This is a genomic window from Rodentibacter pneumotropicus DSM 21403, assembly GCF_000379905.1.
GTDB lineage: Bacteria > Pseudomonadota > Gammaproteobacteria > Enterobacterales > Pasteurellaceae > Rodentibacter > Rodentibacter pneumotropicus.
Genome location: NZ_KB904058.1, coordinates 1 through 15,878, shown reverse-complemented (window position 1 = coordinate 15,878; position 15,878 = coordinate 1). Strand labels below are relative to the sequence as shown.

The following is a 15,878-nucleotide window of genomic DNA, read 5'->3' as shown; positions in this document are numbered from 1 at the left end:
GGACTATTTATCTTCTTGCGTAATCATCGACAAACGGCTTAAATCCACGCCATTATTTAATAATTCTAAGTTTGGCATCATTTTATTGGCTTTGGCGGATAAATCTTTAAAGCGTTCAATTTTGCTGACTAGCCCTTGTTGACCCACAAGTGCGGTCACTGTGCTGTTATATTGGTTGCTGACGGTTGAGAGTGTATTGCCTAATTTATTCAAACGTTCTGCTACCAAGCAAATTTGGTTATAAATTTCACCGGCTTTTTCGGCTATTTCTCTGGCCTCCGCATTACCCCGTTCGATACGCCATAGGTTTGCTACGGTGCGTAAAATCGGCATCAGCGTAGTGTGTGATACCATCACGACATTTTTTTCATAACCATAATTAAAGAGATGGGGATCGAGTTTTAACGCCTCAATATAAGCGGGTTCGACAGCGATAAACATCAGCACGAAATTTGGGCTGCACATACCAATTAAATTGCTGTAATCTTTTTTGTGTAGCTCATCAATATGATTTTTTAAAGCCTTAATATGTTCGCGGAGTAAACGCTCACGCTCAAAATCATCGTCAGAATTGACCGCACTTTCATAGGCAATCAATGACATTTTGCTGTCAATAATGAGGTGTTTTTCATCAGGCAAATTTAGTACAAAATCAGGATAATTCCTTCCGCCTTGTTCATCTTTAAAATGAGCTTGTGCACTATAATGTACGTTTTCAACTAAACCGGCAAGCTGTAATGCCCGTTCTAATTGCATCTCTCCCCAATTACCAAGCGTCTTCTTTTCACCTTTTAATGCAGAGGTTAAATTATTCGCTTCTTGCGACATATTTAAGCCGACTTCCAATACTTTCTTAATTTCTGCTTCTAAACCGGCATTGCCTTTTAGTGATTCCGAGTGGATTTCATTCACCCGTTTTTGGAAACCTTCAATTTGTTCACGGAAAGGCTTGAGCAAGGTTTCCAGTGCTGTTTGGTTGGTTTGATTAAAAGATCGGCTCTTTTCATCTAAAATACGGTTGGCGAGATTTTGAAACTCAATCCCAAGTTGTTGTTTAGATTGTTCAATATTTTGTTGTTGTTCGGCAAAATGTTTTTCTTTCTCTGCCAAGGTGGTTTTCAAACCGGTCAGTTCTTGTGAAAGTGCGGTCAATTTTTCCGTTAAATTTTGTTGCTCTTGTTCTTTGCGCAAGAGCTGGCTTTGGCTTTGTTGCAGTTGATTTTGTAAACTTTCCGCTTGTGCAGAGGCTATGCCAAAACGTTCTTTCAATGCGGTGATTTGTGTACTGATTTGCTCATTGCGAGCTTGCTCTTCATCCAATTCTTTTGTGAGGTAGAAAATTTTTTCATCACGCTCGCTTAAGCGAATTTGCAGCCCCTCACTTTCCGTTTGGGCTTTAACGGTTCGTTGCTCCAAAAGATTTTTCTGTTGATTGAGTAAATCAAAACGTTCGGCAAGTTGGTTAAAATCATGATTGGTTTTATTCAAATCTTGCTGTGATTCTTGTACATCGCGCGTACGGCGGGCAAGTAAAAAACAGAGAATAATCAGAATGAACAGCGATATGCCAAGGAGTGTGAGAAAGGAAGGGGTAATCCAATTTGTCATAAATAAGCCTCAAAATTTTTGTAAATTTTACCACAGGTGGACATTTGGGGGAAAATTCACTTTTAAGTTAAAGTGCGGTCATTTTTCATCATATTTTTTGTTCATTGTCCATTTACCCTTGAATTTTCTTAATCTTGCCGCAATATAGCGGGCAAGTTTTTTTAAAAAAAGGACAGAATAATGACAACAATCGTCAGTGTACGCCGTAATGGGCGAGTGGTGGTAGGGGGAGACGGACAGGTTTCTCTGGGTAATACGGTGATGAAAGGTAATGCGCGAAAAGTGCGCCGTTTATACAATGGAAAAGTGTTGGCCGGTTTCGCCGGCGGTACGGCGGATGCTTTCACGCTATTTGAATTGTTTGAACGTAAATTGGAAATGCACCAAGGGCATTTGTTGAAAAGTGCGGTGGAATTAGCGAAAGATTGGCGAACGGACCGTGCGTTGCGTAAATTAGAAGCGATGTTGATTGTGGCAGATGAAAAAGAAAGTCTGATCATCACGGGGATTGGTGATGTGGTGCAACCGGAGGAAGATCAAATTTTAGCTATTGGTTCCGGTGGTAATTATGCCCTCTCTGCTGCCCGTGCGTTGGTGGAAAATACGGATCTTCCCGCCCGAGAAATTGTGGAAAAATCATTAAAAATTGCTGGTGATATTTGTGTGTTCACTAACACTAATTTCACTATTGAAGAATTACCGAATTAAGGAAAAATACTATGTCTGAAATGACTCCACGCGAAATTGTTTCTGAATTAGATCAACATATTATTGGGCAGGCGGATGCCAAAAGAGCGGTTGCTATTGCCCTTCGTAACCGTTGGCGCCGTATGCAACTTCAAGAGCCGCTACGCCATGAAGTGACACCAAAAAATATTCTGATGATTGGGCCTACCGGTGTGGGGAAAACCGAAATTGCCCGACGTTTGGCAAAATTAGCCAATGCGCCTTTCATTAAAGTGGAAGCCACCAAATTTACCGAAGTGGGGTATGTGGGAAAAGAAGTGGATTCCATTATTCGTGATTTGACGGATAGTGCAATGAAATTGGTTCGCCAGCAAGAAATTGCGAAAAATAGAGCAAAGGCGGAAGATGCGGCAGAAGAACGTATTCTGGATTCGTTGTTACCACCGGCAAAAAATCAGTGGGGAGAAGTAGAAAACCAAGATAGCAATAGCAGTACGCGTCAGGCATTCCGTAAAAAATTACGTGAAGGTCAGTTAGATGACAAAGAAATTGAGATTGATGTTTCAGCCGGTGTTTCTATGGGGGTGGAAATTATGGCACCTCCGGGTATGGAAGAAATGACAAACCAATTACAATCTATGTTTCAAAATCTCGGTAGTGAAAAAACCAAAAAGCGCAAAATGAAAATTAAAGATGCGTTGAAAACCTTGATTGACGATGAAGCCGCAAAATTGATTAATCCGGAAGAATTGAAACAAAAAGCCATTGAGGCGGTAGAGCAAAACGGTATCGTATTTATTGATGAGATTGATAAAATTTGCAAAAAAGGCGAGTATAGTGGTGCGGATGTTTCCCGTGAAGGGGTACAACGTGATTTGCTACCGTTGGTGGAAGGCTCAACGGTGAGTACCAAGCACGGTATGGTGAAAACGGATCATATTTTATTTATCGCATCCGGTGCGTTCCAAGTGGCACGTCCTTCAGATTTAATCCCTGAATTACAGGGTCGTTTGCCGATTCGTGTGGAACTTTCTGCCCTAAGTGCGGCTGATTTTGAGCGGATTTTAACAGAGCCTAATGCTTCTTTAACCGAGCAATATAAAGCCTTAATGGCGACTGAAGGGGTGAATATTGAATTTACCCGAGATGCGGTGAAAAAAATTGCCGAAGCCGCATTCCGAGTCAATGAGAAAACGGAAAATATCGGTGCCCGTCGTTTACATACGGTGATGGAACGTTTGATGGATAAAATATCCTTTAATGCAAGCGATATGAGTGGTCAAACCGTCAATATTGATGATGCCTATGTAGCAGAGGCACTGGGCGAAGTGGTGGAAAACGAAGATTTAAGCCGGTTTATTCTTTAATTTATTATGAAATGGAAAGGTCTGGCATTTGCCAGACCTTTATTTTTTAGTTGAAAGTTTCGCATTGGCTTGGATTGCCTGTTTGCAATCCTTTTCTGAACCACGTCAAACGTTGGGCGGAAGTGCCATGGGTGAAACTATCGGGTACCACATAGCCTTGCCCGCGTTTTTGTAAGCGATCATCCCCCACGGCTTCCGCCGCATTAAAGGCCTTTTCTTCATCTCCTCGTTCAAACAAACCGCTTTTCACTGCTTGATTTGCCCAAACACCGGCAAAACAATCCGCTTGTAGCTCTAATTTTACCGAAAGTTGATTGGCGGTTTTGCGATCGGTGCTTTGTTGTGCACGATGGACTTGCCCTAAAACGCCGAGTAAATTTTGTACATGGTGTCCCACCTCGTGAGCAATAACATAAGCGAAGGCAGAATCACCAGCTGCGCCTAATTTGTTTTTCATATCATTATAGAAGGATAGATCGAGGTAAACTTTACGATCATTCGGGCAGTAAAAAGGTCCCATTGCCGATTGTCCCGTGCCGCAAGCAGTGGAGGTTGCACCGTTGTATAGCACCATGACGGGTTCTTGATATTGATAACCCATTTGTTTGAAATAATTTCTCCACACGGTTTCTGTATCCGCTAACACGACTTTTGATAAACCGGCGAGTTGTTGTTATTCCTGGGTTTCCAATCGTTGAGAGGATTGACCTGAAAAATTAGGTGTGCCGACTAATCCGGATAAATCAACCCCATAATAAGCACCTACTAATAAAATAATGAAGCCTAAAATTCCTGTGCCTTTTCCTCCACCAAAATTTCCACCGGAACCCCGTCTGTCTTCAATGTTTGAACTTTCTCTTCTTCCTTGCCAGCGCATAATCGCCCCTGTTTTGTTATTAAAAATGCCCGCATTCTATCAAAGTGCGGTCATCTTTAAAGCTTTTTATAAAAAGATTTACTGGAATTTACATGATATTTTCTAGACATTCCTATCACTTTTCAGTATGGTATGCGTCAGTTTCATAACCAAAAAAGGAATAGAAAATGGGCTTATTTGATTTTGTTGGCGATATTGGCAAAAAACTTTTTTCTAAAGAAGAGGATGCCTCAAAAGCGGTGACACAACACATCGCAGAAGATAATCCGGGGGTAGAAAATCTTTCTGTCACCGTTGAAAATGGGGTAGCAAATATTCAAGGTGTCGCTTCTACTGCGGCTGCTCTAGAAAAAGCAGTATTAATGGCGGGAAATATTCAAGGCATTACTTCTGTTACAAGTGATGCAACCATCAGTAACGGTGAAAGCTTAGCATCTGATGATACTTTCTATGTCATTCAAAAAGGCGATACCCTTTGGAAAATTGCAGAAAAAGCTTACGGAAACGGCGCAAAATACACCGCGATTGTTGAAGCCAATAAGGAAGTGATTAAAGACGCGGATAAAATTTTCCCGGGGCAGAAAATTCGTTTACCGAAAAGTTTATAACAACTTAAAAGTGCGGTCATTTTCAACCGCACTTTTTTTATGTCTAAAGTTTTGTTGATAAAATCGCCAAAATAAGTGTGATTTTGTTTGATTTATCGACTTTCTATCGACTGGCAGCTTTTATTTCGATATAATCTGCCAGTTTTTTATCACTATTATTTTTAATAACGTGTTCGGTGTGAGTTTGACCGAGTGCAAAAATGAATTGAGGTTACAAATGTCATTAAATATTGAAACAACCCAAGGTTTAGAGCGCCGTGTGGCTATCACCGTTCCTGCGGAAACGCTTGAAAAAGCGACGCGTGAAGAATTTAAACGTGCAGCAAAAAATGTTCGAGTGGATGGATTCCGTAAAGGTAAAGTGCCTACACATATTGTTGAGCAACGTTTTGGTGCATCAATTCGTCAAGATGTATTAAATGATTTATTGCCACGTCATTTCTTTGATGCAGTGATTGCAGAGAAAATCAATATTGCAGGTCGCCCGACTTTCGCTATTGAAACTTTTGAGCAAGGTAAAGATTTAGTTTTCACCGCAACTTTTGAAGTGTATCCGGAAGTAAAATTACAAGGTTTAGAAAATATCAAAGTTGAAAAACCGACCGTTGAAATTACTGACGCAGATATTGATAAAATGGTCGATGTGTTACGTAAACAACAAGCAACTTGGGCGGGAAGCCAAGATGCGGCAAAAGCGGATGATCGCGTAACAATTGATTTTGTCGGTTCTATTGATGGTGAAGAGTTTGAGGGTGGGAAAGCCTCCGATTTCGTTTTATTCATGGGACAAGGTCGTATGATTCCTGGTTTTGAAGACGGTATCGTGGGTCATAAAGCCGGTGAGCAATTTGATATTGATGTGACTTTCCCAGAAGAATATCATGCGGAAAACTTAAAAGGTAAACCGGCTAAATTTGCCATTACTTTGAAAAAAGTTGAAAATATGGTGTTGCCAGAATTAACCGATGAATTTGTGGCTAAATTCGGTCCTAATACCAAAACAGTTGCAGATTTACGTACAGAAATCCGTAAAAATATGGAACGTGAATTGAAAAATGCACTAGTTTCTCGTGTGAAACAACAAGTTATTAACGGTTTAATTGAACAAAACCCTATTGATGTGCCGTCTTCTGCTGTTGAAGAAGAAATTAATGTGTTACGCAACCAAGCGGCGCAACGTTTTGGAGGTAATACGCAACAGGCAGCACAATTACCAGGTGAATTGTTTGAAGCGGATGCGAAGCGTCGTGTTCAAGTCGGTTTATTATTCTCTGAAGTGATCAAATCAAACGAATTGAAAGCAGATGAGGAACGTGTTAAAACCATGATCTCAGATATCGCTTCTGCCTACGAACAACCGGCTGAAGTGGTTGAATATTACAGCAAAAATGAAGAGTTAATGAATAATATTCGCAATGTTGTGTTAGAAGAACAAGCGGTTGATGCGGTTCTTGCAAAAGCACAAGTGACCGAAAAAGCATCTTCATTTGATGAAATTATGAATCCACAAGCATAATTATTTTTGATTAAAGAGTGCGGTCGTTATTTATAGTGAATTTCGACCGCATTTTTGTTTTAACTGAAAATCGAGTAATATATTGCCCGATTTTTTATATGATTAGGGGCAAAAATGAGCGTAATTCCTATGGTCGTAGAACAAACCTCAAGAGGTGAACGTTCTTACGATATTTATTCCCGATTGCTAAAAGAACGTGTGATTTTCCTAAGCGGTGAAGTAGAAGATCGCATGGCAAATTTGATTGTTGCACAGTTACTTTTCTTAGAATCAGAAGATCCGACGAAAGACATTAATATTTATATTAATTCGCCGGGAGGCTCGGTGACTGCCGGTATGGCAATTTACGACACAATGCAATTTGTCAAACCGGATATACGAACCCTCTGTATTGGACAGGCATGCTCTATGGGCGCGTTTTTACTTGCAGGAGGGACTGCTGGTAAACGTGCGGCATTGCCAAATGCGCGAGTGATGATTCACCAACCGTTGGGCGGATTCCGTGGTCAAGCATCGGATATTCAAATTCACGCACAAGAAATTTTGAAAATTAAACACACCTTAAATGAACGTTTAGCTTTCCACACAGGGCAAAGCATTGAACGTATTGAGCAAGATACTGATCGTGATAACTTTATGTCTGCTGAAGAGGCAAAAAACTATGGGTTAGTGGATAACGTACTGATTAAGCGTTAAGGATTTAAGATGACAACTGAGAATAAAGCGCTTCATTGCTCTTTTTGTGGTAAAGAAAAAAGTGAAGTCGATAAATTGATTGCCGGAACAGAGGGCTATATTTGTAACGAATGTATCGAACTTTGTCATTCAATGTTGGAAGAAAACCACCAAGATAATGGTGAAAAAGCGCCTGAAAGTGCGGTTGAAAATGAAACCAAATTGCCGACACCGCATGAAATTCGCGCACATTTAGATGATTATGTGATCGGGCAGGATTATGCGAAAAAAGTACTTTCGGTGGCAGTATATAATCACTATAAAAGCTTACGAACCAATCATGAAAATAATGAAGTTGAATTAGGTAAAAGTAATATTTTGCTAATTGGTCCGACCGGAAGCGGTAAAACATTGCTTGCGCAAACTTTGGCCCGTCGCCTAAATGTACCTTTTGCGATGGCGGATGCAACGACTCTGACCGAGGCTGGGTATGTAGGTGAAGATGTAGAAAACGTACTGCAAAAACTTTTGCAAAATTGTGGCTATGATACTGAAAAAGCGGAGCAAGGTATCATTTATATTGATGAGATTGACAAAATTAGCCGTAAATCAGAAGGTGCGTCAATTACGCGAGATGTGTCAGGCGAAGGCGTGCAACAGGCGTTATTGAAATTGATTGAAGGAACCGTTGCTTCAGTGCCTCCACAAGGTGGGCGTAAACATCCTCAGCAAGAAACGCTAAAAGTAGATACTTCAAAAATATTATTTATTTGTGGTGGTGCATTTGCCGGCTTGGATAAAATTATTGGTAAACGTACTCAAACTGCGACAAGTATTGGTTTTGATGCAAAAGTGGAAAAAGAGACTGAAGATCAATCTCTGTCCGAATTATTCCGTCAGGTGGAACCGGATGATTTGATGAAATTTGGCTTGATTCCGGAATTTATCGGTCGTTTACCGATGATTGCTCCGCTAAGTGAGTTAGATGAAGACGCACTGGTTCAAATTTTAACGCAACCTAAAAATGCGCTAACAAAACAGTATCAAGCATTGTTTGGTTTAGAAAACGTGGAATTAGAATTTACCTCAGAAGCATTGAAGGCGATGGCTAAGAAAGCCCTTGAGCGTAAAACCGGGGCGCGTGGTTTGCGTTCAATTGTTGAGGCTGTGCTACTTGATACCATGTATGATTTGCCATCCATTGAAAATCTGGAAAAAGTGATCGTGGATGAATCAACGATTATTGGCAATGAATCACCTAAGCTGAGTTATCGCTCTTAGTGTTTGTTGATATAAAAAGTGCGGTTGATTTTTTGGTTGTTTTCTAGCTTAGTCATTTTTCAATAGGAAATGGGCGAGTAAAATGCTACAATCGCACGTTCTTAAATTTATTCTTATTTCCCCTTTTTAAACGGATTCAATTATGGCAACTGAAATTGTTGATAAAAAGAAAAAAACAGAAGAGCCGGCAGAAGGTAAATCAAAAGGCTTAAATACGTTACTTTGGATATTGGTTGTAGTTTTCTTCTCTGTTGCTGCCATTGGCAATGCTTATTTCCAAAAAGATTATTCGACACCTGTTCGTGTAATTGGCGTGGCGATTACTCTTGTATTAGCTTTTGTTTTCGCAGCAATGACTAATCAAGGTACAAAGGCTCGTAATTTCTTTAAAGAATCAAGAAATGAAGCTCGTAAAGTTGTGTGGCCAACTCGTTCAGAAGCACGTCAAACCACGTTGATTGTAATGGGTGTGACTGTTATTGCTTCATTATTTTTCTGGGCGACAGATTCTATTATCGTATCAATTATTAACTTTTTAACCGATTTGAGATTCTAAAATGACGGAAGAAACAACAGTATCAAAAAAACGTTGGTATGTGCTACAAGCGTTTTCCGGTTTTGAAAGCCGAGTGGCATTGACTTTGCGTGAATATATTAAACAGCACCAAATGGAAGATCAATTTGGCGAAGTTTTAGTGCCTACGGAAGAAGTCGTTGAAAACGTAGCAGGTAAGCGTCGTAAAAGTGAACGTAAATTTTTTCCTGGTTATGTGCTTGTAGAGATGGAAATGAACGATGACACTTGGCATTTAGTGAAAAGTGTACCGAGAGTAATGGGCTTTATTGGTGGAACACCGGATAAGCCGGCTCCGATTTCTAAACGTGAAGCAGATACAATTTTAAATCGTTTGGAGCAAAGCGCAGAGAAACCGCGCCACCGTAACGAATATCACCCGGGTGAAGAAGTGCGTGTTACGGAAGGACCGTTTGCTGATTTCAATGGTACGGTAGAAGAAGTCGATTACGAAAAAGGTCGCTTAAAAGTATCGGTTTCTATCTTTGGTCGGGCAACTCCGGTCGAATTAGAATTCGGTCAAGTGGAAAAGACACTCTAATCCAGATATTTACGAATTATAACCGCACTTTAAAAATAAAGTGCGGTTATTTTTTGGGTCATTTTCCTTGTGTTTTCATTTGAATTGCTTGAAAAGCAATCGTCCTTTTTATATAATTCGCAACCTGTTTATAAGCCGTTTATCGGCTTATATTTTTGTATGGCATCGTATCTTTTATGATTGGTGTCGAAATCATCGGGGAGCTATTTATAGCGCTATGACCCAATTAGAGGAAAATTAAAATGGCAAAAAAAGTCCAAGCCTACGTTAAGTTGCAAGTTGCAGCAGGTATGGCAAACCCATCACCACCGGTTGGTCCGGCATTAGGTCAACAAGGTGTAAACATTATGGAATTCTGTAAAGCGTTCAATGCTCGTACCGAGAGCTTAGAAAAAGGTTTACCAATTCCAGTTGTAATCACTGTATATGCTGACCGTTCATTTACGTTTATTACTAAAACTCCACCGGCTGCCGTATTATTGAAAAAAGCAGCGGGTATCAAATCTGGTTCCGGTAAGCCGAACAAAGATAAAGTGGGTAAAGTAACCTTAGATCAAATCCGTCAAATTGCTGAAACAAAAGCGGCAGATATGACTGGTGCGACTATTGAGACCAAAATGAAATCAATCGCTGGTACTGCTCGTTCTATGGGCTTAGTGGTGGAGGAATAATACGATGGCTAAATTGACTAAAAAAATGAAAGCAATCAAAGCTGGCGTAGATTCTACTAGAGCATATGAAATCAACGAAGCAATTGCGTTATTAAAACAATTCGCAACCGCTAAATTCGTTGAAAGTGTTGATGTTGCAGTAAACCTAGGTATTGATCCTCGTAAATCTGACCAAAACGTTCGTGGTGCAACCGTATTACCACACGGTACAGGTCGTGAAGTTCGCGTAGCTGTATTCACTCAAGGCGCAAATGCAGATGCTGCAAAAGCGGCGGGCGCTGACTTAGTGGGTATGGAAGATTTAGCGGAGCAAATCAAGAAAGGCGAGATGAACTTTGATGTAGTTATCGCTTCTCCTGATGCAATGCGTGTTGTAGGTCAATTAGGTCAAGTATTAGGCCCACGTGGTTTAATGCCAAACCCTAAAGTAGGTACTGTAACACCAAACGTTGCTGAAGCTGTAAAAAATGCGAAATCCGGTCAGATCCGTTATCGTAACGATAAAAACGGTATCATTCACACCACAATTGGTAAGGTAAGCTTCTCTGAAGAACAATTAAAAGAAAACCTCCAAGCATTGTTGGCAGCTTTAACAAAAGCAAAACCAACCACTGCAAAAGGTATTTTCATTAAGAAAGTTAGTGTTTCTACCACAATGGGTGCTGGCGTTGCAGTAGATCAAGCATCGCTATAATTGCATTAAAAAACTTAGATAAATTTAACCGCACTTTGTTATGCAAAGTGCGGTTTTTTATATAAACTTTTAAACTTTACTCTAGTTTTGTGATTAAAGCATTTTTAATTTTTGAGGAAATTTAGAGATGAATATTTTTAAAGTATTAAATAATGGCGATTCTCGATTATATGAACCGAGTATGTCGGCAATGTTAGGTTATTTATTAGATAGTAATGAAGACCATGGATTAGGTAGTATCTTTGTTAAACGTTTTTTGAAAGAAGTTAGCGCTGAAAGATTTAATGATTTTTTGGATAATCCTTCCATTGATTATCGTGTCTCTCTTGAAGAAGAATATGTATTAGAAAACAGAAAACCAAAATATGTTGACATTCAAATTGATCTCTTCGACAGAAGTTTAAACGAAAATAAAGAAAGTATTCACCGAGTTATTATAGAAAATAAAATCCAGAAAGGAGCAGCAAATGAAAATCAATTAAAAGATTATTACGCTGCAGTTACACATAATAGTGAGCTTGGAGAGGACAAACTTAGTTTTATTTTCCTTACACCAAAATGTCAGTCATCTAAATTAGATAACGAGTATAAAAATTTGAATATTAAAGAACCTCAAAAGAGCTGGTTATATTGGAATGATAAAGAAAAAAGTATTACCTCAATTTTAGAGCAGATTTTGAAAGAAGAAGCTTTAGGAGAAATAAACCCAATCAATGAATATATTCGCCATACTTTAAAAGCATTTAGAAAATATTGCCTTGATACATTTTCTTCTTCAATAACACGTAAACTTCAAAGTGGAGATATCGGTAATTTATTAGAAGAAGCAAAAATTAACGTAAATAACAGGGATTATACTGTTATTAGAAGAGATAGTGGACAAATTCAAGTATTTGATGATGAAAATAATAAAGTCGAGGCGAAACGTATTTTAGAGTTATATATTAATGAACATCCGGAAATGAATATCCCTAAAAATTGTGGTAGGTTATATAATACCCGTGAGATTGGCCGAAGATTCTTTAAATGGATGGACAATAGAGAAAAATCTGATTAATTTATATATTGGTATGATAGGTAGATTAAACCGCACCTTTTATAGAAAGTGCGGTTTTCTTTAAAATATACTAAAAATTACCAACCTTTTACAACTCCATCTTTGAAGTGTTTTTTAGCTTCTTCATACACTTCTTCGGTTTGATAAGATTTTACGAAATCTTGCACGGCTTTACTGTCTTTGTTATCGGTACGCGCGACAATAATGTTTACGTAAGGCGAATCTTTATCTTCTACAAACACACCATTATCTTGCGCATTCAAGCCAACCTGACCGGCGTAGGTGTTATTTACTACTGCTAAATCAACATCATCGAGTGCGCGAGCAGCAATAGAGGTATCCACTTCGGTGACATTTAGATTTTTTGGATTTTCAACAATATCTAATACTGTAGATAATAGATTATTGGCATCTTTAAGTTTGATTAAGCCTTGTTTCTCAAGCAGAATCAATGCACGTCCACGATTGCTTGGATCGTTTGGCACGACTACTTTCGCACCTTCTTGCAGCTCATTCAGATTCTTAATTTTTTTAGAATATCCGGCTAATGGATAAACAAAAGTATTGCCCACAATTACCAAATTATTTAGGTTTTTGGCCTTTGTGTCTTGATCTAAATAAGGTTTGTGCTGCATTGCGTTTACATCTAAATCACCGGTAGAAACCGCAGTATTTGGCAACGCATAGTCATTAAATTCTATAAATTGTACATCTAACCCATATTTCTCTTTTGCTACTTTTGCTGCAATTTCTGCCACTTGATGTTCTGGACCTGACATCACCCCGACTTTGATTTTAAGTGGTGTAGTTGCTGCGGTTTCGGTTTTTTTATCATCTTTACATCCTGTTAGAACAAGGGCGGATGCGATGGCTGTAATAGCAAATAAATTTTTTAGTTTCATAAGGTTTCCTCTTTTAGTTAGCAGTAAGTTGTGCTCTAACGATGATCCACTTTCTTCGCCAGTGTATCACCGAGTTTTTGGCTAATCATTACGAAAAGAACAATGATAATGGTAGCAACCCAAGTGATGTAAGGCATATTGCGATATACACCATAGTTGATCGCAAGGCTTCCAAGTCCGCCACCGCCTTGCGTTCCCGCCATGGCAGAATAACCCACCAACGTCACGAGAGTAAGCGTGATCCCATTGATCAGGGTTGGCATGGCTTCTGGTAAGTAAAATTTACGGACGATTTGCCATTTCGTCGCTCCCATTGCCTGTGCCGCTTCGGTTAGCCCATTTGGAATTTCCATTAGAGCATTGGCAGTTAAGCGTGCCACGAAAGGCATTGCACAGATACTTAATGGAATAATGGCTGCGGTTGTGCCAAGTACAGTGCCGACAATAAAGCGTGTTACAGGTAACAAAATCAAAAGTAAAATAATGAAAGGAATCGAGCGACCAATATTAATGATGGTATTCAAAATAAAATGCGTATGTTTATTTTGTAAAATTTCATTTTTACCGGTTAAGAATGTCCATACGCCTACAGGTAAACCTACAACAACAGCCAATAAAGTAGAGACAAAACTGATATAGACGGTTTCATAAGTTGCCGTTGCAACAACGCCCCACATTTGTGGCGTGAGCTGTTGGCTAAATGTTGTCCAGAAATCATTGAACATAACCGAGTACCTCCACGCGTACATTATTTTCCATTAAATAAATTTTGGTTTGTGTAATGGCATCTTCATCACCTTCCACTTCTGCGATGGTATAGCCAAATTTCACACCACCCGCATAATCAATTTGTGACGTTAAAATACTGAGTTCCACACCAAATTTTTTTGATGCCTGTGACAGCAATGGCGCATCCACAGAACGGCCGGTAAACTCAAACTTAATAATTGGATATGCCTTACTGTGTTTAGGGGTATCGGTCAGGTTCTCCAAATATTCATCCGGTAAATTAATATGGAATGTAGAGCGAATAAAATCTTGTGCCAGCTCGGTTTTTGGATTTGAAAAAATTTCTCCGACAGTACCTTGCTCCACTAACTGTCCTTTATCGATTACCGCCACTTGATCACAAATCTGTTTCACCACTTCCATCTCATGGGTGATGAGTAAAATGGTAATGCCCAAAGTGCGGTTGATTTCTTTTAGTAATTTTAGAATAGATTGTGTGGTTGCCGGATCTAATGCGCTCGTGGCTTCGTCGCATAATAATACTTTTGGATCGCTTGCTAAAGCACGGGCAATGGCCACACGTTGTTTTTGTCCGCCGGAAAGATTGCTTGGATAGGCGTCACGTTTCTCATTTAAACCGACCAATGTTAAAAGTGCGGTTATTTTTTCTTGGATTTTTGCTTTTGATGCGCCTTCCAATTCTAATGGGAGGGCAACATTTTCAAATACAGTGCGTGAGCTGAGAAGATTAAAGTGTTGGAAAATCATACCAATGTGGCGACGGGCATGAACTAATTCTCGATCAGAAAGTTGGGTAAGTTCCATGCCATCTATCACAACTGAACCACTACTTGGTTTCTCTAATAAATTTACGCAGCGAATAAGCGTACTTTTCCCTGCGCCGGATGCACCGATAACACCGCAAATTTGCCCTTTTTCAACATTGAGCGAAACATTATCAAGTGCGGTCAGCTTTTTTCCCGCTAACTCAAAAATCTTCGTAATATTATTTAGCTTAATCATATAAGCCCTTGTCTCTTACTATTTTCAAATTTATTTCGGTATTCTAGACGTCTAGATTGCCGTGTCAATATATCATAGGATCTTTTTTAGATGGATTGGTTATAGCTTATATTTGATAATTGATAGAATTAAAGGGATAATTTTTGAAAATTGGGGCAATTATAGAGTGAAAATGAATAAAGCAATTTTTTTAGATCGTGATGGTACGTTGAATGTAGATTATGGCTATGTGCACGAGATCGATAATTTTAAATTTATTGATGGCGCGATTGATGCGTTGCGTGAATTAAAATCCATGGGGTATTTGTTGGTGTTAGTGACAAACCAATCAGGTATTGCACGCGGTTATTTTTCTGAAGCGCAATTTCTACAATTAACAGAATGGATGGATTGGTCATTGGCAGAGCAAGGTGTAGATTTGGATGGGATTTACTATTGTCCACACCTTCCGGATGGTAACGGAGAATATAAAGATGACTGCGATTGTCGCAAGCCGAAACCAGGTATGTTGCTGCAAGCAATAGAAGAATTGAAGATTGACCCAGAAAAATCAGTGATGATTGGCGATAAAGTGGATGATCTGAAAGCCGGAATCGGTGCGAAAGTGAAAACAAATGTATTGGTTCGTACAGGAAAAGCGATAACGGAAGAAGGAGAATCAATGGCTGATTATCTCTTGGATTCTATTGTGGAGCTACCTCGCATTCTGAAATGTTCAATTAAGTAGCAGAATCGAGCCAAATTTTATTCAAACCGTTTTTCTTTTAATCAAAAGGTCATTTTTTTAAATTTTTTTATAAAAATCACTTGCGTGGTGTAAAAAAATCCCTATAATGCACGGCACACAACGACGCACTGTTGTGAACCTTTAAGATTNGCAGTGCGTCGTTNTTTTTTGCTCTTTAACAACGAATCAGACAATCTGTGTGGGCACTTGTTGATTGACTTATTAAAAATATTTTAATTTTGAAGTCTTAATAGGTGCTGAAACTAGAAATTCATATTACTTTAGGTCATATTACTTTAAGTAGTGTTTTATTATAGCGAAGCAGTTTATTGAGCGATTGA

Annotated in this window: 16 protein-coding genes and 1 pseudogene; 12 read left to right on the top strand and 5 right to left on the bottom strand. The window is 39.2% G+C overall.

Annotation, left to right across the window (positions count from 1 at the left end):
* Positions 1-3: 3 nt before the first annotated feature.
* Complete coding sequence (locus A3GE_RS0108710) at positions 4-1,608, bottom strand: DNA recombination protein RmuC (RefSeq protein ID WP_018356880.1); 1,605 nt, start codon at positions 1,606-1,608, stop codon at positions 4-6.
* A 180-nt stretch (positions 1,609-1,788) separates the two neighbouring features.
* Here A3GE_RS0108710 and hslV point away from each other — a divergent pair, with 180 nt between their 5' ends.
* Together hslV and hslU are read left to right on the top strand one after the other, a co-directional pair.
* Positions 1,789-2,316: an ATP-dependent protease subunit HslV gene (gene hslV / locus A3GE_RS0108705; RefSeq protein ID WP_018356879.1), complete on the top strand. Its 528-nt coding sequence runs from the start codon at positions 1,789-1,791 to the stop codon at positions 2,314-2,316.
* Between the two features lie 11 nt (positions 2,317-2,327).
* On the top strand, positions 2,328-3,662 hold the full coding sequence (gene hslU, locus A3GE_RS0108700) for an ATP-dependent protease ATPase subunit HslU (RefSeq protein ID WP_018356878.1): 1,335 nt from the start codon (positions 2,328-2,330) through the stop codon (positions 3,660-3,662).
* Positions 3,663-3,708: 46 nt separating this feature from the next.
* On the opposite strand, the pseudogene ypfJ reads toward hslU, so the two are convergent.
* Positions 3,709-4,539: pseudogene (gene ypfJ, locus A3GE_RS11500) on the bottom strand (KPN_02809 family neutral zinc metallopeptidase).
* A 167-nt stretch (positions 4,540-4,706) separates the two neighbouring features.
* On the opposite strand from ypfJ, the gene lysM reads away from it, so the two are divergent.
* The 9 genes from lysM to A3GE_RS0108650 all read left to right on the top strand — a co-directional run bounded on the left by lysM (position 4,707) and on the right by A3GE_RS0108650 (position 12,156).
* On the top strand, positions 4,707-5,147 hold the full coding sequence (gene lysM, locus A3GE_RS0108690; protein ID WP_018356875.1) for a peptidoglycan-binding protein LysM: 441 nt from the start codon (positions 4,707-4,709) through the stop codon (positions 5,145-5,147).
* Positions 5,148-5,364: 217 nt separating this feature from the next.
* Entirely contained in the window at positions 5,365-6,663 is a 1,299-nt protein-coding gene (gene tig / locus A3GE_RS0108685) for a trigger factor (RefSeq protein ID WP_018356874.1), read from the top strand.
* Between the two features lie 114 nt (positions 6,664-6,777).
* The gene (gene clpP, locus A3GE_RS0108680; protein WP_018356873.1) at positions 6,778-7,359 is read left to right on the top strand and encodes an ATP-dependent Clp endopeptidase proteolytic subunit ClpP; all 582 of its coding nucleotides are present in this window, start codon (positions 6,778-6,780) and stop codon (positions 7,357-7,359) included.
* Positions 7,360-7,368: 9 nt separating this feature from the next.
* Positions 7,369-8,619: an ATP-dependent protease ATP-binding subunit ClpX gene (gene clpX, locus A3GE_RS0108675; RefSeq protein ID WP_018356872.1), complete on the top strand. Its 1,251-nt coding sequence runs from the start codon at positions 7,369-7,371 to the stop codon at positions 8,617-8,619.
* Between the two features lie 142 nt (positions 8,620-8,761).
* Positions 8,762-9,175, top strand: a complete 414-nt coding sequence (gene secE / locus A3GE_RS0108670) for a preprotein translocase subunit SecE (protein WP_018356871.1) — start codon at positions 8,762-8,764, stop codon at positions 9,173-9,175.
* Between the two features lies 1 nt (position 9,176).
* Positions 9,177-9,734, top strand: a complete 558-nt coding sequence (gene nusG, locus A3GE_RS0108665; RefSeq protein ID WP_018356870.1) for a transcription termination/antitermination protein NusG — start codon at positions 9,177-9,179, stop codon at positions 9,732-9,734.
* Between the two features lie 242 nt (positions 9,735-9,976).
* Positions 9,977-10,405 carry a 50S ribosomal protein L11 gene (gene rplK, locus A3GE_RS0108660; RefSeq protein WP_007241834.1) on the top strand — a complete coding sequence of 143 codons (429 nt, stop codon included), beginning with the start codon at positions 9,977-9,979 and terminating at the stop codon, positions 10,403-10,405.
* 4 nt (positions 10,406-10,409) lie between these two features.
* Positions 10,410-11,099 (top strand): 50S ribosomal protein L1, encoded by a 690-nt coding sequence (rplA, locus tag A3GE_RS0108655; RefSeq protein WP_018356869.1) that lies wholly within the window; start codon positions 10,410-10,412, stop codon positions 11,097-11,099.
* A 127-nt stretch (positions 11,100-11,226) separates the two neighbouring features.
* Complete coding sequence (locus tag A3GE_RS0108650) at positions 11,227-12,156, top strand: PD-(D/E)XK nuclease family protein (protein ID WP_018356868.1); 930 nt, start codon at positions 11,227-11,229, stop codon at positions 12,154-12,156.
* A gap of 77 nt (positions 12,157-12,233) precedes the next feature.
* Here A3GE_RS0108650 and A3GE_RS0108645 read toward each other — a convergent pair whose 3' ends face one another.
* The 3 genes from A3GE_RS0108645 to metN are packed head-to-tail and all read right to left on the bottom strand — an operon-like array spanning position 12,234 to position 14,810.
* On the bottom strand, positions 12,234-13,058 hold the full coding sequence (locus tag A3GE_RS0108645) for a MetQ/NlpA family lipoprotein (RefSeq protein ID WP_018356867.1): 825 nt from the start codon (positions 13,056-13,058) through the stop codon (positions 12,234-12,236).
* Between the two features lie 35 nt (positions 13,059-13,093).
* A complete protein-coding gene (locus A3GE_RS0108640; protein ID WP_018356866.1) occupies positions 13,094-13,783 on the bottom strand; it encodes a methionine ABC transporter permease in 690 nt (229 codons plus the stop codon).
* Positions 13,773-14,810, bottom strand: coding sequence for a methionine ABC transporter ATP-binding protein MetN (metN, locus tag A3GE_RS0108635; protein WP_018356865.1), 1,038 nt, complete (start codon positions 14,808-14,810; stop codon positions 13,773-13,775). Before metN ends, A3GE_RS0108640 begins: the two co-directional genes overlap by 11 nt.
* A 172-nt stretch (positions 14,811-14,982) precedes the next feature.
* Here metN and gmhB point away from each other — a divergent pair, with 172 nt between their 5' ends.
* Positions 14,983-15,537, top strand: coding sequence for a D-glycero-beta-D-manno-heptose 1,7-bisphosphate 7-phosphatase (gene gmhB / locus A3GE_RS0108630; RefSeq protein WP_018356864.1), 555 nt, complete (start codon positions 14,983-14,985; stop codon positions 15,535-15,537).
* Positions 15,538-15,878: the final 341 nt, after the last annotated feature.

What these genes read in the sequence shown, in the direction of transcription:
- A3GE_RS0108710 (WP_018356880.1), bottom strand. Translation starts at nt 1,608, where the DNA reads ATGACAAATTGGATTACCCCTTCCTTTCTCACACTCCTTGGCATATCG.
- hslV (WP_018356879.1), top strand. Translation starts at nt 1,789, where the DNA reads ATGACAACAATCGTCAGTGTACGCCGTAATGGGCGAGTGGTGGTAGGG.
- hslU (WP_018356878.1), top strand. Translation starts at nt 2,328, where the DNA reads ATGTCTGAAATGACTCCACGCGAAATTGTTTCTGAATTAGATCAACAT.
- lysM (WP_018356875.1), top strand. Translation starts at nt 4,707, where the DNA reads ATGGGCTTATTTGATTTTGTTGGCGATATTGGCAAAAAACTTTTTTCT.
- tig (WP_018356874.1), top strand. Translation starts at nt 5,365, where the DNA reads ATGTCATTAAATATTGAAACAACCCAAGGTTTAGAGCGCCGTGTGGCT.
- clpP (WP_018356873.1), top strand. Translation starts at nt 6,778, where the DNA reads ATGAGCGTAATTCCTATGGTCGTAGAACAAACCTCAAGAGGTGAACGT.
- clpX (WP_018356872.1), top strand. Translation starts at nt 7,369, where the DNA reads ATGACAACTGAGAATAAAGCGCTTCATTGCTCTTTTTGTGGTAAAGAA.
- secE (WP_018356871.1), top strand. Translation starts at nt 8,762, where the DNA reads ATGGCAACTGAAATTGTTGATAAAAAGAAAAAAACAGAAGAGCCGGCA.
- nusG (WP_018356870.1), top strand. Translation starts at nt 9,177, where the DNA reads ATGACGGAAGAAACAACAGTATCAAAAAAACGTTGGTATGTGCTACAA.
- rplK (WP_007241834.1), top strand. Translation starts at nt 9,977, where the DNA reads ATGGCAAAAAAAGTCCAAGCCTACGTTAAGTTGCAAGTTGCAGCAGGT.
- rplA (WP_018356869.1), top strand. Translation starts at nt 10,410, where the DNA reads ATGGCTAAATTGACTAAAAAAATGAAAGCAATCAAAGCTGGCGTAGAT.
- A3GE_RS0108650 (WP_018356868.1), top strand. Translation starts at nt 11,227, where the DNA reads ATGAATATTTTTAAAGTATTAAATAATGGCGATTCTCGATTATATGAA.
- A3GE_RS0108645 (WP_018356867.1), bottom strand. Translation starts at nt 13,058, where the DNA reads ATGAAACTAAAAAATTTATTTGCTATTACAGCCATCGCATCCGCCCTT.
- A3GE_RS0108640 (WP_018356866.1), bottom strand. Translation starts at nt 13,783, where the DNA reads ATGTTCAATGATTTCTGGACAACATTTAGCCAACAGCTCACGCCACAA.
- metN (WP_018356865.1), bottom strand. Translation starts at nt 14,810, where the DNA reads ATGATTAAGCTAAATAATATTACGAAGATTTTTGAGTTAGCGGGAAAA.
- gmhB (WP_018356864.1), top strand. Translation starts at nt 14,983, where the DNA reads ATGAATAAAGCAATTTTTTTAGATCGTGATGGTACGTTGAATGTAGAT.